Origin of the sequence: Enterococcus sp. 10F3_DIV0382 (assembly GCF_002140245.1) — a bacterium.
GTDB classification, from domain to species: domain Bacteria; phylum Bacillota; class Bacilli; order Lactobacillales; family Enterococcaceae; genus Enterococcus_B; species Enterococcus_B lactis.
In genome coordinates this window covers 878,135-899,526 of sequence record NZ_NGMF01000001.1, presented here as the reverse complement: position 1 = coordinate 899,526, position 21,392 = coordinate 878,135, and the positions used below count along the sequence as shown (strand labels likewise).

The 21,392-nt window shown below is 38.9% G+C and carries 17 protein-coding genes and 4 pseudogenes; 2 read left to right on the top strand and 19 right to left on the bottom strand.

The features are described 5' to 3' along the window. Positions 1 to 17: 17 nt before the first annotated feature. The 8 genes from A5849_RS04465 to A5849_RS04430 all read right to left on the bottom strand — a co-directional run bounded on the left by A5849_RS04465 (position 18) and on the right by A5849_RS04430 (position 8,667). Positions 18 to 1,358 carry a PTS sugar transporter subunit IIC gene (locus tag A5849_RS04465; RefSeq protein WP_002308290.1) on the bottom strand — a complete coding sequence of 447 codons (1,341 nt, stop codon included), beginning with the start codon at positions 1,356 to 1,358 and terminating at the stop codon, positions 18 to 20. Between the two features lie 295 nt (positions 1,359 to 1,653). Next, positions 1,654 to 2,355 carry a GntR family transcriptional regulator gene (locus A5849_RS04460; RefSeq protein ID WP_002308289.1) on the bottom strand — a complete coding sequence of 234 codons (702 nt, stop codon included), beginning with the start codon at positions 2,353 to 2,355 and terminating at the stop codon, positions 1,654 to 1,656. A 107-nt stretch (positions 2,356 to 2,462) separates the two neighbouring features. Next, positions 2,463 to 3,905, bottom strand: a complete 1,443-nt coding sequence (locus A5849_RS04455; protein WP_002308287.1) for a 6-phospho-beta-glucosidase — start codon at positions 3,903 to 3,905, stop codon at positions 2,463 to 2,465. A 13-nt stretch (positions 3,906 to 3,918) separates the two neighbouring features. Then, entirely contained in the window at positions 3,919 to 5,784 is a 1,866-nt protein-coding gene (locus tag A5849_RS04450; protein WP_002345328.1) for a beta-glucoside-specific PTS transporter subunit IIABC, read from the bottom strand. Positions 5,785 to 5,905: 121 nt separating this feature from the next. Continuing rightward, complete coding sequence (gene licT, locus A5849_RS04445; protein WP_002345329.1) at positions 5,906 to 6,757, bottom strand: BglG family transcription antiterminator LicT; 852 nt, start codon at positions 6,755 to 6,757, stop codon at positions 5,906 to 5,908. A gap of 308 nt (positions 6,758 to 7,065) precedes the next feature. Next, on the bottom strand, positions 7,066 to 7,779 hold the full coding sequence (locus A5849_RS04440; protein ID WP_002345330.1) for a class A sortase: 714 nt from the start codon (positions 7,777 to 7,779) through the stop codon (positions 7,066 to 7,068). A gap of 67 nt (positions 7,780 to 7,846) precedes the next feature. Next, complete coding sequence (locus A5849_RS04435; protein WP_002291148.1) at positions 7,847 to 8,173, bottom strand: nucleotide pyrophosphohydrolase; 327 nt, start codon at positions 8,171 to 8,173, stop codon at positions 7,847 to 7,849. A 122-nt stretch (positions 8,174 to 8,295) separates the two neighbouring features. After that, on the bottom strand, positions 8,296 to 8,667 hold the full coding sequence (locus A5849_RS04430; RefSeq protein ID WP_002345331.1) for a helix-turn-helix domain-containing protein: 372 nt from the start codon (positions 8,665 to 8,667) through the stop codon (positions 8,296 to 8,298). 274 nt (positions 8,668 to 8,941) lie between these two features. Here A5849_RS04430 and A5849_RS04420 point away from each other — a divergent pair. Next, positions 8,942 to 10,126, top strand: a pseudogene (locus tag A5849_RS04420) (MFS transporter). Positions 10,127 to 10,177: 51 nt separating this feature from the next. Here the strand turns inward: A5849_RS04420 and A5849_RS04415 are convergent. The 5 genes and pseudogenes from A5849_RS04415 to A5849_RS04395 all read right to left on the bottom strand — a co-directional run bounded on the left by A5849_RS04415 (position 10,178) and on the right by A5849_RS04395 (position 14,101). Beyond that, a complete protein-coding gene (locus A5849_RS04415) occupies positions 10,178 to 10,540 on the bottom strand; it encodes a DUF1048 domain-containing protein (protein ID WP_002339072.1) in 363 nt (120 codons plus the stop codon). Next, positions 10,530 to 10,865: a PadR family transcriptional regulator gene (locus A5849_RS04410; protein WP_002308273.1), complete on the bottom strand. Its 336-nt coding sequence runs from the start codon at positions 10,863 to 10,865 to the stop codon at positions 10,530 to 10,532. The genes A5849_RS04415 and A5849_RS04410 overlap by 11 nt, the downstream gene beginning before the upstream one ends. A gap of 74 nt (positions 10,866 to 10,939) precedes the next feature. Beyond that, positions 10,940 to 11,695, bottom strand: coding sequence for an ABC transporter permease (locus tag A5849_RS04405; RefSeq protein ID WP_002345334.1), 756 nt, complete (start codon positions 11,693 to 11,695; stop codon positions 10,940 to 10,942). Further along, the gene (locus A5849_RS04400; RefSeq protein WP_086309977.1) at positions 11,692 to 12,618 is read right to left on the bottom strand and encodes an ATP-binding cassette domain-containing protein; all 927 of its coding nucleotides are present in this window, start codon (positions 12,616 to 12,618) and stop codon (positions 11,692 to 11,694) included. Before A5849_RS04400 ends, A5849_RS04405 begins: the two co-directional genes overlap by 4 nt. A gap of 228 nt (positions 12,619 to 12,846) precedes the next feature. After that, a pseudogene (locus A5849_RS04395) lies at positions 12,847 to 14,101 on the bottom strand (GHKL domain-containing protein). A gap of 60 nt (positions 14,102 to 14,161) precedes the next feature. Here A5849_RS04395 and A5849_RS04390 point away from each other — a divergent pair. Further along, positions 14,162 to 14,902: a LytTR family DNA-binding domain-containing protein gene (locus A5849_RS04390; protein WP_086309976.1), complete on the top strand. Its 741-nt coding sequence runs from the start codon at positions 14,162 to 14,164 to the stop codon at positions 14,900 to 14,902. Positions 14,903 to 14,987: 85 nt separating this feature from the next. On the opposite strand, the gene A5849_RS04385 is transcribed toward A5849_RS04390, so the two are convergent. From A5849_RS04385 to A5849_RS04360, 6 genes and pseudogenes are all read right to left on the bottom strand, one after another. Further along, positions 14,988 to 15,746, bottom strand: coding sequence for a WxL domain-containing protein (locus A5849_RS04385; RefSeq protein WP_002312101.1), 759 nt, complete (start codon positions 15,744 to 15,746; stop codon positions 14,988 to 14,990). Further along, positions 15,743 to 16,219: pseudogene (locus A5849_RS15305) on the bottom strand (DUF3324 domain-containing protein); the annotation flags it as partial. The pseudogene A5849_RS15305 and the gene A5849_RS04385, both read right to left, overlap by 4 nt. Before the next feature lie 9 nt (positions 16,220 to 16,228). After that, a pseudogene (locus A5849_RS15300) lies at positions 16,229 to 16,771 on the bottom strand (DUF916 domain-containing protein); the annotation flags it as partial. A gap of 19 nt (positions 16,772 to 16,790) precedes the next feature. Then, positions 16,791 to 19,958 (bottom strand): Ig-like domain-containing protein, encoded by a 3,168-nt coding sequence (locus A5849_RS04375; RefSeq protein WP_086309975.1) that lies wholly within the window; start codon positions 19,956 to 19,958, stop codon positions 16,791 to 16,793. Positions 19,959 to 20,181: 223 nt separating this feature from the next. Beyond that, entirely contained in the window at positions 20,182 to 21,066 is an 885-nt protein-coding gene (locus A5849_RS04365; RefSeq protein WP_025476875.1) for a diacylglycerol kinase family protein, read from the bottom strand. 90 nt (positions 21,067 to 21,156) lie between these two features. Next, a partial coding sequence (locus tag A5849_RS04360; protein WP_143353368.1) for an LPXTG cell wall anchor domain-containing protein occupies positions 21,157 to 21,392 on the bottom strand: 236 nt, incomplete at its 5' end.

The window sequence follows — 21,392 nt, the reverse complement described above, 5'->3', positions numbered from 1 at the left end:
CTCTTCTTTCTTTTCAATTATAGTCGTTCTTCGGTGACACCATCTGTCAGAGTGAGATCTGCTTGCTCTTTCGCTTGCTCCTCTGCTTCTCTAGCCAATTGCTGTTTTTCAAATACTTTGAAGAATGGATAATAAATAGCCAAAGTAATCAAGAAATTACCAATAACCAATAATCCTGCTGCAACGCTCCAGTTCGTGCTCATCCAAGCAGCAATCGGCGCAGGCATCGCAAACGGCAGACGCGCAACCATCATTGGCACGACACCGCTGACAGTGAGAACATAAGAAAGAGTGGTCGTCACAAGAGGGGCAAGAATAAATGGAATCCCCAAAACTGGGTTCATCACTACTGGTGCACCGAAGATCATCGGTTCATTGATATTGAACAAACCCGGTAAAATGGACAAACGTCCTAAGCTTTTTAAATACTTGGATTTAGAAAACATGAATAAGACAACCAACGCAAGAGTGGTTCCTGCTCCGCCGATCCAAACGAACCATTGTAGAAATTGTTCAGTAAAAATATTTGGCATGGCGTGAGCACTTGTCCCTGCATTAAATGCATCGATATTTTCAGCAATCGAAATATCCCAAAACGGACGAATAACTGGACCCATGATTGCCGGACCATGGATTCCTAATACCCAGAAGAAACAAATTAGAAAGACAGTCAAGAGACCGCCAAACAAGCTGTTACCCGCTAATACACCTTTCAAAGGCATAAGTAGTTGACTCAAAAATCCATTTAAATCGAATCCAAGCATATGGCGGATGATCCAAAAGAAAATCAAGATGACTGCTCCTGGTATCAATGCAACGAAAGAGTTTGTTACTTCTGGCGGCACACCATCTGGCATTCGGATAGTTATTTTTTTCTCGATAAAAAACCGGTAGATCTCTACTGAAATAATTGCCGTCACGATCGCCCCAAATAATGAGCCCGATCCTAGATTAGCGATGTTGATGTAACGTCCGGCTGTGATTTCTCCTACATCTTCTAAGATGCGTGTAGGAGGAGCTGCCACGATCAGAAAAGACATTAATGCCAAGATACCTGCCGTCAGTGAATCAAGCCGATAGCTTTTCGCTAAAGAAGAAGCAATCCCGAATGTCGCATAAAGAGCAAGGATACCAACTGTATAGCGAAAAGGAATATCTAATATCTCACGGTAAGGTTCAATGACTGCCGCAACTGATTCAATCGGGATATTCAGTAAAATCGTAAAAAATGAGCCTACGATCGTCAATGGCATAGTGGCAATGATTCCTTTTCTGATGGCAGTCATATGTCGCTGAGTACCGATACGATTGGCCACGGGCATGATTTTTTGTTCGATAATTCCTATAAATTTATCCATTTTCCTTCTCCTTTTATAACATTATAATGTTTACAATTGAATAATAACATACTTTACTATAATTTGTAAACGCTTTTCAAAAGATGCATCCCTCCTTTGTTCTTTTGGTTTTACAAAGAAAAGGAGGTGCAACAAAAGTCGTGTCACACCCCTTTATTCAGAATATATGGTCATCTAGAGTCAGCCTTGTATCTACGGTAATAAGTCCGACCAATTCAAAAACATGAGAAGCTGTTTTTTCGTTTTTTTCTCTAATACTCAGGTCAAACCGCTGATTTCACAACTTCTTTTTTATTTATGTTTCGTAATCAATATGGTAAGGATGCAGCTCCGTATGATAGATTGCTTCTGAATATTCAATCATTTTCCCCATTTGCGTAGACGATTGCCGTATCCGTTTGATGCCAATCTGTGTGTCTGTTTTCAGAATTTCTTGTTCTTCTTCTGTTAAAAATACTGCAGAGAAATCATCAGAAAATGAGTCAATGGTATACCCTTTTTTTGTCAGCAGACGATACAAAGATTCTTTGTCAAATTCTTCTCTGCTGAATTGCATCATTTCTTGTGGAAGATAGTGGACAAAATAAATATAAGGCTGATTGTTCAAATAATATAAGCGCTTAAAACAAACAGCTTGCTCACCGAAAAAGGAAAACAAAGGATCTTCCTTCTTTATATGGACCAATTGCAAATCTAGCGTTTCTTTCTGAACTTCATATTGGGAGTTCTTCAAGATCTGCGTAAAACTTGCCGCTTTGGATAATCGATTGTAAGGACGATTGCTTAGAACCGTCGTCCCACGACCACTTTTCTTTTCGACATATTCATCTGATGCCAGCAGCTCGATTGCCTTTCGGACAGTGATTTTGCTGACTTGAAACAGTTCTTCTAATTCACTTTCTGTCGGCAGCATCGAACCGACTGGATACTTTCCTGAGAAAATATCTTCTTTGATTTTATCTGCGACTTCCAAGTATAGTACACGTGTCCTTTTCATAACGTCACCCTTTGCTTTACTATTACTAAAAGAATAGCACATAAAAAATAAAAAAAGAACACAAATCACATGCGAGAAGTGTGTTCTTTTTCATTCCACTGTTTTAATTATAGATTTTCGCCATTTGAGGCAATTACTTCTTTATACCAATCAAAAGATTTTTTCTTCGATCGGTTCAATGTCCCGTTTCCTTCATCGTCTAGATCCACATAGATAAAGCCGTAACGTTTACTCATTTCTCCTGTCGATGCACTGACTAGATCGATACATCCCCAGGGGGTATAGCCCATCAAATCTACACCATCTGCAACTGCTTGGGACATTGCTTCGATATGACGACCTAGGTAATCGATCCGATAATCATCAATGATCGAGCCATCCTCTTCCACATGATCAATAGCACCAAGACCGTTTTCAACAATGAATAATGGTTTCTGGTAACGATTGTATAATTCATTCAATGCGATTCTCAACCCTTCTGGATCGATCTGCCAGCCCCATTCACTCGCCTCAAGAAACGGATTTTTTACGCCTCCTAGCAAGTTTCCTTCTGAAGTTGCGACTTGCGGGTCAGTCTCATTGATTGCCGTAGACATATAGTAACTAAATCCGATGTAGTCAACTGGATATTCTTTTAGCAACTGGAAGTCTTCTTCTGTTTGCTCTAATTTTTCCGAATCGACTCCATATTTTTTATAGGTACGGGCTGTGTACGCAGGGTATTCTCCGCGTACTTGAACATCCGTGCAGAAAAAATTGAATTCTTGATTTTGGATCATGGTTGCTACCTGATTGACTGGATTGGCATCGATGCTATAAGTCGTTGCATAAATAATCATGCAACCGATTTGGATATCCGAACGCAATTCGTGGCCGATTTTTACAGCTTTGCTACTTGCTACGAACTGATTATGCCATGCTTGGAAAATATTTTGGTACTCTCCTGCTCCGTTGCTTTTTACTAATCCTTGACTTAAAGCTGGAAAATGAAAGGCCGAGTTGATTTCATTGAAAGTCATCCAATATTTGACTTTACTGTTGTATCTCTTTAATACTGTCTGAGCAAATCGTTCATAGAAGTCGATCAGTTTTCGATTTTTCCAGCCACCATATTCTTTTGCTAAATGAAGAGGCATCTCGTAATGAGAAATCGTGATCACAGGTTCAATATCGTATTTTAAGCACTCATCAATCAGCTGATCGTAAAATTCTAATCCCGCTTCATTCGGCGTGCTTTCGTCTCCGTTTGGAAAAATCCGTGTCCAGGCAATCGAAAAACGATAACATTTGAACCCCATTTCCGCAAATAAAGCAAGATCTTCTTTGAAACGATCGTAATGATCGATTCCGCGATGATTCGGGTAATTATATGTTTCTTGATCGATCGTCCAGTCAAATTCTTTACGACCGATGATTGCAAAACGCTGCTTACCTCCAGGCATAGCATCTGCAACGGATAACCCTTTTCCGTCTCGATCATAAGCTCCTTCTAATTGATTGGCAGCAGTTGCGCCACCCCATAAAAATTTTTCTGAAAAACGTGATTGCATCCTGATTTCCTCCTTATTTTACAATTGCTAGAACATCTTCATTTGCAATAATCTCTTTTTGGTCTAATTCAAGTATATCGGCAAATGCATCGGTATTTGTAATGACAACCGGTGTGATCACACTATAGCCGGCTGCTTTGATTGCTTCGATGTCAAAACGGATCAATAAATCTCCTGCTTTGACGAGGTCCCCTTGTTTGACTAAGATTTCATAACCATTCCCATTTAATTCTACCGTATCCATCCCGATATGAATCAAAATCTCCGCTCCGTCAGTCGTTGTGATCCCTACAGCATGTCCAGTTGGAAAAATAGTCGTGATCTCTCCATCTGCCGGGGCAACAAGTTCCCCTACTTCTGGATCAATAGCGATTCCTTTTCCCATCACGCCAGAAGAAAAAACTTTGTCTGGCACTTCACTTAGTGGCAGTACTTTACCCGTTAAAGGACTCTTTAAGGTATGCCGTGCTGAAGTAATCGGTTCTCCTACATTCGCATGTTTGTTTTCTAATTGATTGTCTTGTGTTTGTTCGTCAAATCCTAAAATCAGCGTACCTACAAATGCTAGAACAAAAGCGATTCCTGTAGCTATTACGGCTACTGTCACATTTGACTCTACACCATCTACCGTACTAATGAAGGTTGGAATCGTTAATAAGCTGACCAAACTGCTGGAGAAAGCTTTTACTCCAGAAAATCCGATAATAGCCCCTCCGATCCCTCCAGAAACACACGCTGCAATAAATGGTTTCTTCAACGGTAACGTCACACCATACACAGTTGGTTCAGTGATCCCAAATAACGAAGTCACTGTAGAAGAAATCCCTAATGCTCGAAGCTTTGTATCTTTTGTTCGTAACGATACAGCTAAAGCAGCGCCACCTTGTGCCAAGATGGCTGGAAGAAGCATTGGCATCAATACATCAAACCCATATTGCTCGATATTCAAAAACATGATCGGTACGAATCCCCAATGCATGCCGAACATCACGAATACTTGCCATAAACTTCCCATGATCAGACCTGCTACGATTGGACTAAATACATAAATCGAGTTGAAGAGACCACCTAAAGCATTACCGGCCACCGTCCCGATTGGTCCTAAAGCAAGAAATGTCAACGGAACCATCACTACTAAAACGACAAGCGGAACTAAAATCATTTGCAGAAATTGCGGAATCACTTTTTTTACGAATGGCTCTAATTTACTTTGCACCCATACTGCTAGAATGATTGGTATGACAGAAGAAGTATAACCAGACGGCGAAAGAATCACTGGGATCCCAAAGAAACTGATAGCTTCTCCCGCACCAGCAACTGCTGTGATAGCTGGGTACACAAGTGCCATAGCAATTGCTACTGCTAAAAACTGGTTGGCTTTGAACTTTTTAGCTGCTGTAAAAGCAAGCATGACAGGTAAGAAGGTAAAGACACCATCTGCTGCAGCAAACAATATTTGATAAGTACCGCTATCAGCTGTCAGCCAGCCCATCACCGTTGCCAATGACAAGAATCCTTTCAATACCCCGGCGGCTGCCATCGCCCCTAGAAAAGGTGTAAATATACTAGAAATGATATCAATTAGACGATTCAAAATATTTTTGGACTCTTCTTTTCCATCCTCCGAAACTGCAAGACCTTCCTCATCCACGATCGATTGATAAACATCTGCTACATTACTGCCAATCACTACTTGATACTGACCGCCACTTTGGACGACTTGGATCACGTCTGGGTCTTCTTTTAACTTTTGCGTATCTGCTAAGGATTCATCTTTTAATCTGAACCGCAAACGCGTAGCACAATGTACTAAACTTTTGACATTCTTTTGTCCTCCTACCGCTTCCCATACACGACGACCAACTGCTTGATTATCCATTGTTTTTTCCTTCTTTCTTTTTTTATTTAAAAAATAAAAACCCAGATTGAAAAAAACAGTCACAAACATTCGTGAACCTATTTTTTCAATCCAGGTTTTGCCTGCCATACAGTAACAATCCTTATGATTGGATACTTTTTTTCTCACTTACTACTCTTTGAATATGAATCGTTAAATAAATCTGCTCTGCGATTCCCATTTCCTGTTTTTGCGTTTGTCGAAGATACTCATTGATCCGTTCGACACAATGAAACGCTTTTGGATACTTTCCTTGAACTAATGCGTAGAGAAATTCATCTTGTTCGTCAGATCCTTCCCCTTTGAGATAACGCTGGGCAAAAAACTGCAGATGAGTAATGATACGCTGATAATTCAAAGATTCTTCATCGAACATGATGCCGAAGAATTTACTGATGATACTCAGTATATCTCTTACCATTGTGGTAGCGGTCATCGTCACTTGCATGTCTTCGTTTCCTTGTTGGCTATTCACAAAATGAAAGGCAATAAAACCGGCTTCATCCTCAGAAAGTTCCACACCAGTCTTTTGTTTCACGAACAAAAGAGCCTCTTTCGCTGCTTGATATTCTTTCGGATAAAATTTTTTTGTTTCAAATAATAATGGATTAGGCAGTTGGATATTTTCTTTTGCCCGTGTGATCGCATAATGAAGATGATCGGTCAATGTCAGATAAATATTAGGCGAAAATTCAACTTTTAGTGTATCTTCAGCCAGTTCGACTACTTGTTTGACCCATTCGATCTCCTCTGCCGGAATATCAGCCATCAGCTGTTGGAATTGGTTTTTAACAAAAGAATCTCTTAAAACAAATTCTTTTTGGACCGCTTCTGGCGAAATCTCGTCCCCAATCTTTTTTTGAAAAGCTAGGCCTTTTCCCATACAAACGACTTCTTCCCCGAATCCATTTTTCGAAATGACGACGTTGTTATTCAAAATTTTATCAATTTTCATTTTGCTTCGCCCTCTCAAGAAAAATAAAAAAACCTAGAATTCGCCTACTGTTTCTTAGCTGAATTCTGGTTTTGCCTGCCGTACAGTAACAATCCATTTCTTATTCAAAATCATCATACCATCGAATTTTTATTTATGCAAGCCTTTTCATATAAAAAATAAAGAAACTGGAACACAAGTCTATCCAGAAAACAACCAAATCAGAGATGCACCTCTTTGCGTTCCTCTTTTTTCAGCAAATCGGGTTTTCCTCATCGATTCATATCCTTTGGTTGTTTTTGATCTGTAATGACTTATGTCCCAGTATCCTAAAATGTTTTTGTCTCTAGATTGAAAGCAGTTCTCATGTCATCTGTCGCATCCTTCATCGGTGTGACACTTTCCAGTTCTCCTTGTACAACTAGTCGTGTGACGGCATCCATGTCGCCACACGTGATCAGCGTGACGATTTCTTTTCCCTCGACCTCGTTCAATAATTGTGTATCTGTAGGAGCAACTTTTTCTTTAAAAAATGTTTTATATGTATACACATTTTCTAAATCCGTCAAATAGATCTTGGCACCCATTTCCAAATTTTCCAACGGTGTAAACAGCAATTCAGGATTTGTTGCACGATGGCTTGCTAAAGCATAGTTTCCCTTTCCCATCTCTTGATCTGGAGATAACGTTCCTGCACCGTAAAGCAGTGAAGTATTATCCAAACCTTTGAAAATCGGTAAATTGATCGAAACAGAAGGTACTGCGATACTAGCAATCACTGGCAGATCTGTTCCGCTCATTTGTGACCTCATCACTCCTTCTGTTGTCATTGGTTCTACTGCGTCAAAGTCAAAACTGACATCTTTATCGTTATTCCTTTTCAAATCTTCTTTCGTTAAATTCGCTATAGCATATCTGTCTCCTGTTAATCTGACAAGATAGTCTTTGATCTGTTCATTGAAAATCAAAGCTAGTCCTACTAATAACAAGAGGAACAAGAGGATATTGACTAGCCATCTTTTTGCTTTTCCTTTTTTCTTCATTTTCTCTCCCTCCAGTCTCATTTTACTGTTTTCCTTGTGCTCTTTCCAACAGCTTAATGACACATTTCTACAACTCTGTGTATTTTTTTCGTACCCCTGCGCTTTTTTCTACAGGATATTTCAAATTATTTTTGATCAATTTTTCTTCAATGATCTCATCTAGATCCAACTGAAGGTTGTCTGCCATCATGTATGAATAGATCAATACATCTGCCAGTTCTTCTTTGATTCGTTCTAATTGTGTTTCTTTTACTTCTTCCGGCGTTTTCCATTGAAAAAGTTCTAACAATTCAGATGCTTCCAAAGAAATAGAGATAGCCAAATCTTTTTCGTTATGAAACTGTCGCCAATTACGTTCATCTCTAAACTGGTTGACTTTTTCCATACTATTCATTTGCTTGCCTTCTTCCAATCATTTCTTACTTGATTAATCATACCATTTTTTTACATAAAAAATAGATGATGCTTTTTAAAAAACTCCTGTTTTCTTTTATTTAAAATAAATGTCATAAAAAATCAGTAATTTAGGTAGCCACCATGTGTATGTAGTAATGTGACTTCTTCCCCTGAGGCTTTTTGTTTTTCGATATGTTCTTCTCCCCAAACAGACATCGCTACTAGAATCTCTCTTAATGATTTTCCTTCTTCGGTGAGCGAGTACTCTACTTTAGGCGGGACTTGGTTATAGACTTTTCGATGGACAATGCCATCTTGTTCTAACTCTCTTAACTGCTGGGTCAGCATTTTTTGTGTGATCGTAGGGATTTTTTTCCGTAATTCACCCGGGCGAATGGGACCATTACCTAAATGACATAAAATAATCGGTTTCCATTTTCCTCCGATGACTTCCAATGTTGCTTCGACGCCAATATGATAGATTCTTTCCATTTTTATCTCTCCTTAAAAAAGATACGCATCGTATCATAGCATGCTCCTTTCATTTTATGAACTAACAAAGTCTCTTCCTCTGCGTTTTTTATACTTTCGCCAAAAAAGGAACTATATTTTGAAAAAAATAAGAATTTTTTCAAACGCTTAAACGTTTGTAGGTTCACATTTGTTACCAAAAAGTGCCTATCATACAAAAAAGTCGGTACTTCACGAAGGAAGGATGAAGGTCTATATTCTCTATTTGTCAGAAAAATTTGAGGAGGAAATAAAATTGAATAAAAAAGTTTCACCAGTTTTTACGCTTATGGCTTTGGTAATCAATGCCTTTGCTATTGGATCTACAGAATTTATCAGTGTAGGGCTTATGCCTTTGATCGTTGATAGTTTTCATGTCAGTTTGGCTCAAGCAGGGCTGACGGTTTCTCTTTAAGCGATTGGTGTGACAGTAGGCGCACCTTTACTCACTATTTTAACAGGAAAATGGAATCGTAAAATGTTGATGGCAGCAATCATGGTGGTTTTCATCATTGGGAATCTGCTGGCTGCTTTTTCTGGGGTATTTGTTTTATTGCTAGCTGGAAGAATCGTATCCGCACTTGCTCATGGGATTTTTATGTCTGTATCAAGTGTCATTGCCGCTGAAGTCGTCTCTCCTGACAAACGTGCAAGTGCGATTGCTGTCATGTTTACAGGGCTAACGGTCGCAACCGTTACCGGTGTTCCTTTGGGGACATTCATCGGTCAGCAAACAAGCTGGCATATGACTTTTCTTTTTATTGCTTTCGTTGGAGCCATCGGTCTACTCGCCAATCTATTGCTCATTCCAAAAGATCTCCCAATACCAGGAGTTGTCGATCTAAGTGGGATTCTTCGGATAGCTAAAAATAAATTTTTAGTGGGCTCTTTTTTGATCACAGCTCTTGGATACGGAGGAACATTTGCTGCTTATACCTATTTGACTCCGATTCTTGAAGACAAAATCGGTTATTCATCAGAAGCTGTCGTTATTTTGTTGATTATCTACGGCGTAATGGTCGCTATTGGTAACACAATCGGGGGGCATTTTTCGAACCGACATCCATTAAAAGCTTTAGGTATCATGTTTGTCTTGTTATCCTTATCTTTAGTATTTTTATTTGGAACGATTCTTAGCGGGAACTTGTTCTTTGCTACAGCAGCTACCTTTGTTCTAGGGCTATTTTCTTTTATGAATGTTCCGGGTCTACAATTATATGTTGTACAATTAGCTGAAACGTATACACCGAAGGATATTACGCTTGCTTCTGCATTTAATATCTCTGCTTTCAACATTGGTATTGCATTCGGTTCTTTTGTTGGCGCACAAACGACTAAAACGGTTGGTGTCACTTATGCTCCTTTATTTGGTGCTGTTATCGTTTTACTTGCTGTGTTTTTAGTTTTCTGGTTACTGAATCAAGAAAAGAAAAATAAATAATCTTTCAAAATCAGTATGAAGGACTGTGACAAAAGTCTTGTCACAGCCTCTTTATAACTTTTCCATTTTTTTAGCGATCCGCTCATTCATTTTTCTTTTCAATTCATTGATTCTTGTCTTCGCCTGGATTTCATGTAACGTGTTTTCTGCAAATTGTCCTACGTCTTCTCCAACCAATTCTAAGACAGGAAGCCCATTTGAAGCACCTTCTTCAAAAAAGTCAAGCAACTCATACATCGCTGACAACATATCCATCCCATCCCCTGCGGTAAATTCCCAAAGAAATTTTTGTATCTCATTGTAGACAATCTGATAGTCAGCAGGAAGTTTTTTCAGGCGAGCCATTTGTTCGCGATATTCTGCTTTGTCTTCCATCATTTTTTTGATATAGCCAACCAAATTTTTATTGCTCATTTTCTTTGTACTCCTTTAGTTTTTCGATTTGACCTGAAATAAAAGACCAGCGTTTCCAAAATAATTCTAATTCCTGCTTTCCAGCTTCGTTCAGAGAATAAAATTTTCTCATGGGTCCTACAGAAGATTTTCTCTTCGTAACGGTAACTAATCCTTTCTTTTCCAATCTCAAAAGAATCGTATAGACAGTTCCTTCCACGATATCTTCAAACCCGTATTCCTGTAAATTTTTGGTAATTTCATATCCATAAGTCTCATGACGATCGATGATTTCCAGTATGATCCCTTCTAGGACCCCTTTTAACATTTCCGTAATTCCGTTCATTTTTTCACCTGTACTTTCGCTATACTCGCTTTCATCATATTTTGAAATCATTGACACGTCAATCATTTAAGCTGTTAATTTTGTTTTTTGCGGTAAACGAAAACCGACAACAATTGAAAAATTACGACACTCCCAATGCTCCAAGCAAAAGCCGTCCATAAATCATCAGGTACTTTTCCAGCAGTCATGAGTGAACGGAGTCCATTGATAATAGGAGTTATCGGCTGATAATCAGCAAACCCTTGTAAAGCATGCGGCAGCGTTTCTGTAGGTACAAAGCCGGAACTGATAAATAAAAGCCCCATCAGCAAATAAGAGAAGACGCTAGCTGTTTCATTGCTTTTAGCAATGAGCCCAAAGAATACAGCAATCCATGACATAGCTAAGGTTACAAGTAGTAAAAGCCCTAGTGCCAATAACCACTCGCCAATATCCGCTTTTGGTCGAAACCCAATCAAGACCCCACTGAATAAAACAAGAGCAACGGACAATAAATTAAACAGCATACTTGTGACAACATGACTGTTCAAAATAGCAGATTTAGCAATCGGCATAGAGTGGAATCGTTCAAAAATCCCAGTAGTCACATCATTATTTAAACGAAAAGCTGTGTAAGCCACACCGCTCATGACTGTCATTAGCAAGATGGCTGGGAGAATGAACCCTTTATAGCTAGCCACAGGTATGGTCATTGCTCCTCCTAATATATAAACAAACGCCAGCATGATCATGATTGGCATCACTACGACCGTAATAATCGTATCAGCGCTTCGCGTCATATGCTTCATCATTCTTCCTGTTAGTGTCATCGTGTCTTGGATCACGTTCATTTTTCTTCCTCCTTCGTCTGATTGATGATTGAGAAAAAGACATCATCTAATGTTGGTTGTTTTTGTGCAAATTCCAGAACTCCGATCTTGTTTTGCTGAATTAAAGTAAGAATCTCTGTTACTTTTTGAACATCGTTGTCAGTCGGGATCGATAAAGACAATAATGCTTCGTTCTTTTCTCTGCCTACCAGTCGATATGCGGCTTGGAATGTTTTTTCTTCTGCAAAAGTCAGTTCGATCGTTCCTTGCGGTAAATATTTTTTGACCTCAGCTACACTTCCTTGAAGCGCAATCTTTCCTTGATCCAAAATAGCGATTTGATCCGCCAATTGATCTGCTTCTTCTAAATATTGTGTCGTCAAAAAGACAGTCACACCGGCTTTTCTCAAATTCCTGATCGTTTCCCATAAAGAAGCTCTTGCTTGTGGGTCCAGACCTGTTGTCGGCTCATCTAAAAACAAAACGGTCGGATTCCCCAACAAACTCATCGCTAAGTCAAGTTTTCTTCTCATCCCTCCGGAATACGTATGCACTGGGCGATCAGCTGCTTCATGTAAGTCAAACGTGTGTAATAATTCATCAATCCGCTGCTTATGATCTTTCAAGTGGCGAAGCTTTCCAATAAGCACTAAATTTTCTCTACCAGTCAGCACATCATCTACTGCAGTAAATTGCCCCGTCAAACTAATCCGTTCACGGACTTGGATTCCTTGTTTTGCCACATCGAAATGAGCAATACGAATCTGTCCTTTATCCGGTGTAAGCAAAGTAGCTAACATCTTGACGATCGTTGTTTTCCCCGCACCATTTGTACCTAGCAAAGCAAAAATACTGCCTTCGTCAACTGTAAAACTCACACCATCTATTACTTTTTTTCCTGAGAAAGACTTGTATAAATCTGTCACAGTAATCATCTTTTCCATTGTTTTCCCTCTTTTATCCCTATCTACTTAGTATCACGAAGTATATGAATATAGTAATACTAATTAGCGGAAGTGTCAACTACTTTGTTTTACTAAATAGTAAAACAAACAGAAGGGTGACAACGGTCATCACGCTTCTGTTTGTTTATGCTTACTTTTTTAATAAACTGTGTTGTTGAACTCCCTTTATATTTAATCTTTGTTCAAGCTATTCTTTGTGATGTTAAGTCAGCAGACTGATTCACTGTGTCTGGCCGCCAGATACATTTCTACAAAGAAACAGTGATTCTGCTTTGAAAAATCGATTTTTAGTTCTGCATTTTCGTAAGCATCCAACATTTTTTTTCGCACTGTATAGACCTAATCCGCCATTTTTTTTAGAGTTTTTTCCTCTTTGGACCATTTCCGCTAGCGTCAAATTCGTCGGATTTGCCTTGTTCGCTATACTAAAACGTAATCCCTCTTTTTCTTCCAGCAGATTGATCGTAATCGGACTCTGATCGGCTACACGATGATCGAATGCGTTAGAAATAAAAATAGATAAACAGCGAATAAAAACAACCAAATCAATCGGGATGGTTTTTACTTCGACAGGAATAACTACTTGGATCGGGATTTTCTCCGATTCTGCTTTTTCTAGAAACTCTAAAAAGACGCCCCTAACAACTGGCGATAAAATCTTTGTCAGCTGTTGTTTTTGCGGTTCTTCCAAAATAGCTGCAGAATGGTTTTCTAAGATTTCTAAAAATTTAAATGTTTCTTTTTTGTTTTCCTGAATCGTACTTTTTAATGAAAACAACAAACTCTTATAATCATGTTTGAATTCTTCTAGATGATGGTAATATTCTTCGTTTATTTGATACAGTTGAAGTGATTCCTGATGTTGTCTTTCTTTTACTTGAAAGCTGATTAACATAATAGAAAAAAGCAACGAAAAAAAGCTGATCACAATCGATAAAAGAGACAAAAGCAGATAATCAGAGGAACGAAAATGAACACTTCTCAATACCAAGAAAATCACGCCCCAACTTAATAAAATACACATACAGCCAAAATAATGCTCGGTTGGATAAGTAAAAAGCAAGTTGAGAAATTTCGTCCGTTTGTCTATACTTTTTACTAATAGGTAGAAAATGAATGCGACGAGCAGTGCAAGAAAACTTGCTGTTCCGAGATGTACTCTTCCTAAATAATTTACCAAGTCAAAAACCAGAAAAAAGCTTAACCCAGTGATAGCAAAAAAAAGATTACTGATCAAACAGCTGATAAATAGTTTTTTCGTAGTAGAATAAAAGAGAAACATTAATAATAAGCCAACTAAATAAGGAAAACTTACTTTAGGAATAGGAAGAAAAATTATCAGCGCCATCAAAGCTAAACAACCAAAGCTGGTTTTTACTAGCAGCTGTTTCGAAAAGAATAAATAAATACCTAAATCTAAAATCAAAGTAAAGGTCAAATAAAGTGTCACTGTTGCGAACATCTTATTCCTCCATTGTTTTGTTTCATCATGTACACATATTTTTTTGATAGGAGCCTGCATATGAAAAAGTATTTTATCATAGAAGATAACCAGTTTCACAGCGAATGGATCATCAAAGAATTGGTCAATCATCATATCGAGAATATCGTGCAGCTCACTTCCATCTTCCAAATCAATCAGTTGATCCAGTTGGGCACTATTGATAATCACGATGTTTTCTTTATCGACATCGACTTGAAGCAATCACTTACAGGTATTGATGTCGCCGAACAAATACGTAAAAAAAACGCTCATAGCAATATCGTTTTTTTCACCGCCTATACGAACTTTGCAGTAGATATCATCAACCGGAAAATCCTTCCGATTGGATATATAAGAAAAGACAGGAATTTATCTGAACAAATTCATCAAGTGCTAGAACAGATCAATTGGAAAGAACAGCAGATCGTAAATGTCGATAAAATCTTCATTGATCAAAAAGGTGGGAGTCTCGTCCTATATCCTCGGGAAATTTTATATATTGAAAGTATCAAAGGATTGAAAAATCAAGTCATGGTCAAAACAACGACAGAAGATAAACTAGTAAGTACTTCATTAAAACAGTTGAAGATAGAATTAGAAAAATACACTTACTTTTTACTTTTAAAATCCTACTGTATCAACTTATCACAATTGCAGAAAATCGATTCTGCTCATTATGTGTTAGAATTTTTCAACGGTGATTCCTTACTCGTTGGTCGGAAAATCTTTGAAAAGACAAAGGAACGTTTCCATGATTTCCAGCAAACTGCTTCGAGCTGATGAATGAGAGCTGCGAAGTAAGCAGAACAGATTTCAGGGAGTGGAGCCAACTAAAGGCCCACTCCCTGAAATCGTTGATATGATTTTACGCTTCCTCTTCTGTAGGCGCATCTGTTAACGACCATGTAAATGTTGAAACGTAGTTGTCTACGGCATAATTGGATACAGGAACAAATAATTCCACTGATTGTCTCCCTTGTTCCGCATTTTCCCCTAGTGAATAAATCCATGTGCCAATCCCTTCATTTGCCCCTGCAGTTACTAGATCTACTGCCTGATCTGCTGGGATCTCGATTCCTTCAGCGCCAGTTCCAGAAATGGTAGATGGCGTTCCACTGCTATTAGTTACGCTATTTCGAATCACAGCATTTTTGAATTTTACCTTTGAACCAGTTAGTTTATTCGTATCAGATGTTGTACCAATAAATTCTGTTCGTTTGACTGATAGTTTCCAACCGGCATAATTTCCGCTTTTATCCGTTACTTGTACGAAATTCTGTACTTGTGTTGGTGCCCCAGTACTGTCCGTTCCACTTTGTAATGCAGCATATACTGTTTTTGCTGTGCCTAACTTGATTGTTCCGAAATCAAGATCTGGCGCTTGGTCAATCGTCAGTAATCCGGATGTTCCCTGATTTGGTTCGTCAGGTGTAAACGGCGTATCGGGATCATTTGGATCAACGGGAGGAACCGGAACGACGTCTTCAGGATTTGCGGCATCTGGTTTTGTTACGGAAATCGTTCCTTCTGTAGTGGCTGAGCTCTTATTCTCAGCAAAAACACTTTGTGTACATAATAATAGACTTCCAGCTAGAACGGTACTTAATGCAATTGTTTTTTTCATTTCTTTTTCCTTCTTTCTTTTAAAATAAATAATCCAGCAAATAAGCCAATAAGAATGGCTCCAACAAGTATCAGCCATTGCCAGTCAAATCGTTCTGGCTGATTTTTTAAATCAATATCTTTTTCATTCAATTGGTCCGCTGCATCATCAGTTATTTCAAAATCAGTATGAAGATTCCAGCGTTTTTCTTTCCAAGTACCCTTCACAACCGCTTGATAATGTCCCGGAACTAATTTTTTTCCTTCTAATGGGACAAGTAAATCAAAATTTGTATTGGGTGCTACATCTATTTTTTCTTTTTTTATTGAAAGGTAAGGTTCTTTTGATTATTTTTTGTAGATTTCAACCGATGTAGTCAAGCCGAACATATAAGAAGCATTTGGATTTTGAAGATTCACCTTAATCACATTTCTTCCATCGCTTTGATCCGCATAGGCTTTTTTTAATTTCAAATCTGGGGAAGACTCTTTTTCGCTATTTCGAATCAAGATCGCTTTCACTTGAGAAAACTGATTGACGACACCAACTGTACTTTTGTTAGAAACGTTCTCTTTTTTTTCTTGAAACGTGATCCCTCCTGCGACCACACCAGCCAGCTCTTTTTCTGGCGCTTTCAGTGAAAGTGTCTCAGTGACCGCACTTTGAGGAGGAACAGTTATTTCTCCCACTGTTTTTGCTAAGTTTTTCATATCATAACTTAATGTTTCATCTAATTTACTTTTTGATTCTCCATATTCGATCACACCGTTTGAATTCGTCGTAGCAGAATGGATCAATGTCTCAACTATTACTGGTTTATCTGTTCGGTTAAAGACCGTGTAGGGGATTTCCTGTGTTTTTCCAGGCTCCATCCTTACATTTATATATGTTTTGTTCTTATCGATCTGATTAGCTGGTAATTCGAAATCTACCGCAAAATTGAATTCGGAGGCATGGACAGGTGTCTGCCAAAGGATGAATCCAAGGAGAAGGATTAGAAGTAAAGAGCAGTTGTTTCGATGACTTTTATTCCATATTAGATTCATCAATCATCCTCCTTGATCTTTATTCTGTCGGCGCATCTGCTAATGTCCATGTCATCTCTGCTGAGTAATCACCAGCTATCTGATTTTCTTTGGTTAAGACAAGTTTAAACGCCCGACCGTTATTTAAATATTCTGAATAATCTGCTTGCGCATTCGTAGAATTTTGTCCTTCGACAATTTCCAGTTCTTCTTCATTCACTAATTGATACTCCTCGCCTTTCTTGAAATAAAGGACATCCTGCATAGAAAATCCTGAATCGTTTGTAAAGGGCTGAGATAGTTTTATTGTTAAGATCCATGGACTTTTTGTTTCTCGTTGGTCATAAATCCATAATTTTTCCTGCTCATCCATTTGGCCAAATGCTTCTTGCGTCAAACCAGTTGCTTTGATCTGTCCAAAATCGAGTTTGGAAGGGGCAAGAAATGAGAGGCCACCTTCTACTACGATCTTCGCAGCAGGCGCAAAAGGCGAAGCATCATGATAAACAACTGGCGTATCACTTGGATTGTGATTCCCGATTTCATCGTTGGTACTTGGCTTGTTCTGCACACCCTTAGCAGCAGCTTCTCCTGTTTGGTCGTTTAATACGATTTCTAATACGTCTCCTGCAAAAAGCTGATTTTCTGGGATAGAAAGAACAAATTTCCCTGTATCATCAATAGTGGTTTCTGATAAAACAGCTTGATTTTTTTTTAATGAAACCAAGGATCCTGCTTCGCCTGTACCTGTGATTGAGCGAGAAGCTGCATTGATCAATGTGGTACTTAATTTAGCAGGCTCAGGAGGAATGACATCGACTGTCGTTTTGGCAGAGTCCAGTTCTGTCACTTCTTGGCCGCCTCTTACTTTTTTAGCAGCAATAACTTGCACTTGATCCCCCGTTTTTAATCTCTCATCGTTGGGTACTTGAACTTCGAACAAGCCGCCTTGTTCGCCTTCTCCCCATGGGTTATATCCTGCCCCTTCGTTTTCATCTGTTTGTCCTTGCGTGAGAGCAGTAATTTCTACAGGTGTTTTCGTCGTATCTGCATAAGTAATACGTAAAGTCACTTCTACTTCGCCTGTCCAAGCATCTCTTGGCTTTGCCTCGACACCTTCGGGAACAACGACATGCCCATAGATTTTTTTATCTGCATTCGTTGGCACTCTTAAGGATTCAATTATCGGGAGCTGATTATTGGCACTGATTCGATTATAATTTTTCATTCCGGCACCTGTCTGAGCAAATTCATTTGTTAAACCTGCACTAGTGCTTGATACGAAATTACCTAAGTCGGTCCCATTGATCGATAAGTCTGTCATATCAGAAAAATAATCCGGGTCTTTTTCAAAGTTATCGAATGTTGCGCCTGTTTTTCGCCATAAAGCGATTTCTGAATGGGCAATCTTCAAAGAAGAATCTCCATTTCCTTGGAATACCCAGCCGCCTATGCCATTGATCTCGCTTCCAATCCGTTTGTTTTGGAAATCAAAATAGGTAGGAGATTCTAAATCCACATTCAACACATCCCCACTGATGATGCCGGTCTTATCTTCCCCTGTTTTCCCGACCATGACTAAATAAGTTTTTTCACCTGCCGTAAAATTTAAATCAATATCTCCAGTTGTATCTACGGTTGCTCCGGAATCTGCGCGTATATCGATATTTGATTTTTCTCCAGTGACTGTAAAATCAGCTGAACCTGGACTTTCTAGAAAACCAGAAGCGTCATAAAATTGGATCGCTTGGTTTCCTTGATTGAGTCTGTTCACGTAAGATTTGCCATCCCCTGCATTTCTTACCCTCAATGAGCCTCCATTGGTTACTGTAAGCTTTTGTGTACCGTTCTCAAAACGAACTGCGCTGGAACGCCCACTTTGCTTATCGATGTCGATAACTGATCCGGCTCCTTCTACGATCAAAGAAAGGCCTTTTCCTACAAAACGCATCCCATTGTTCCCGGGTTGGTCGCCATCTCCAGCCATTTTGACCAAGATTTGACCACCACTTGATACATGGATTTGACTAGAATCTCCTTGCAGGCGAAATCCGCCAGTAGTTGCTGTATTGATGGTGATTTTTCCACCATTCGATACAGCGACTTTCGATCCTGAACCTCTCATTTGGATGATTCCGCGATTGTTGTCATTGGTAATATTGATCTTTGTATTTACCGAAAATTCGCTTCCCGAACCACTGACTTCAAACATGACATTACCAGGTAGCGTATCGACTGCCTCTCCTTCATCGCTGACGCCATCTGCCCGATCATAATCAAGAAAGACCTTTGAACCGCTTAAGATATGGATTCCTGGTGCTGTTTTTCCACTACCAGTCTCATCTCCTGAATCTAGAAAACCGTAGAATTTCCCTAGATATGGTCCATAAAGTTGACTACCATTGATCACATTCAATTGATAGCTTCTACAAAAATAGGCTTTACCCGGAGCAGCATTCAGTCCTTCCTTCACTGGTTGGACATCCAACACACCAGAAACACCATCTAATGTGACAGTTGCACGAGGAGCGTAAATCAGTCCTAATTTGGACCCATCATACAAATCAAGTGTCCCGGTAAATTTTATTTCTCCCGTAAAATGATATCTGCTCCCCCAAAAATCGGTCATATAAGCAATGATAATGGCATTTCCATCGATATTTGGTGTTAATCCACCTGGATGTGCAGCTGTTCCTTTAAAATTCTGGAAATCGATCGACTGAGGTATCTCATTGATATAAATATGGTGTGTGCCGAAATTGTGAGCGAACCCACCAAAATCAATAACGATATCTCGTTTGATTTCTAATTCCCTGTCTAAAGTCAAAGGCTTAGTCAGTCGGATTTTAGTTACTGATTCGTCTGCGAGAAGCTGCACCAATTCTTCTGTTGTGGCAGCTTCGCTGTACCCATCCGCTGAAACAGCTCTTGCCAGTACCGCTTCACTGCTATCAGACGTTTGTTCAGCTACTTTTGAGGACTCACTTTTCTTATTTTCTTCTTGCCTTTTATTAGTAGAAACCTCACTTTGGGATTCTGTAGTTTCAGAAGTAATCGATTCTTCTGAAAAAGTAGTCTTGTCAAAACTTTGATTCTCTGATTGCGTTGATTCGTTTGTTTTCTCTACATCGGCAAAAACGGATGTCACCATCAAGAGAGGGAAGACAAACAAAATCGACGCAATCAGCTTTTTTACATATTGATTCATTCTCCACCATCCTCTCTGACGTTTTGACAATTTTATTTTATCGTTTTAATCTATTTCCAATTGTACTTTCATATTTAAAATATGTATTTTTATGGAAAAATTTTTCTATTAGATGAAAATTTCTTTTTTGTACAAAAAAAAGGCTGTGACCAAAGTCTTGTCACAGTCCCTTATTCCAAACAAGCGGTGTTCTCCCGCCAATTCCTCGGTCACAATCACCATTTTAACAATAAACTTGTAAATGTGAGGGCAATACTTTGATATTTACAGGTAATTTGTCCCCTTCATCACCATCAACATTCGTCGTCAATTCTTCCTCATCAGCTAATGACACAACTAATTGCTCACAAGTAAGGTAGGCTAGATTTTTCGTTGATTCACCTACTCCTTTTAATAGGTCTGGCAATGTTTTAAGCGTATCGATCAAAGAAGAATCTTTTAAATAAACTAAATGGAGCTTACCATCATCCACTTTTGCATTTGGAAGCAATGTCTCAAATCCGCCAACTGAGTTAGTTAGTCCTATCAGTAGAGTACTACTCTCAATCTCTTCCTTCTTTCCATCAACTTCTACGTGAAACGAGTAGGATTGTGTGGAAGCTAACTGTTTGATTCCTGACATGAAATAAGCTAGTTTTCCGAATTTCGTCTTCTTCTCCGCATCTACATCATTGATTGCTTCAGGAATAGAGCCAATTGCAACGACATTCATAAAATAGTCATCATTTATTTTTCCAATATCCAATGGTTTGACTGATTCAATCGAAAAATGATTAATCGCTTCCTCAGGTTCTAGCGGTATCCCTAATGCTCGAGCCAAGTCATTCACCGTGCCTAATGGGAAAAAGCCGAAATTTGGCCGATGTTCTTGTTCAGCGATTCCACTGATTCCTTCGTTAACTGTTCCGTCTCCGCCCATGACAAATACACTATGATACCCTTCCACAGCCGCCTCGCGAGTAAAGTTTTTTGCATCTCCTGCTTTTTTTGTATGCAAGACGACCACTTCATCAAACACCGACTCCAATTTTGCTATCGCTAATTGCTCAAATTCCTTTGCTTGTTCACCGCCTGAACTGGGGTTTACCACTAATAAAACTTTTTTCATCACTTTCTTTCCCTTCTCATTGATTTCTTTAATATAACGATAGCATAAAGAAAAAAATTAGGCTGTGATGAAGTATCGCTTTAATGTTTCTTATGATTTGTTTCTACGCTTGATAAGTACATATCCACTAGTGACTACTGCCAACAGACCAATAATTGTGAGTATAACAGAGCTCTTCTTATTTTCATTAGTTTTAGGCAATTGCTTATCAGGACCATTAGACGACTCTTGAGATGCAATAATTATTTGCTTATCTGTTGTGCTTGGTTCTGTCGTACTTGGCTCTGTCGTACTTGACTCTGTCGTACTTGGCTCTGTCGTACTTG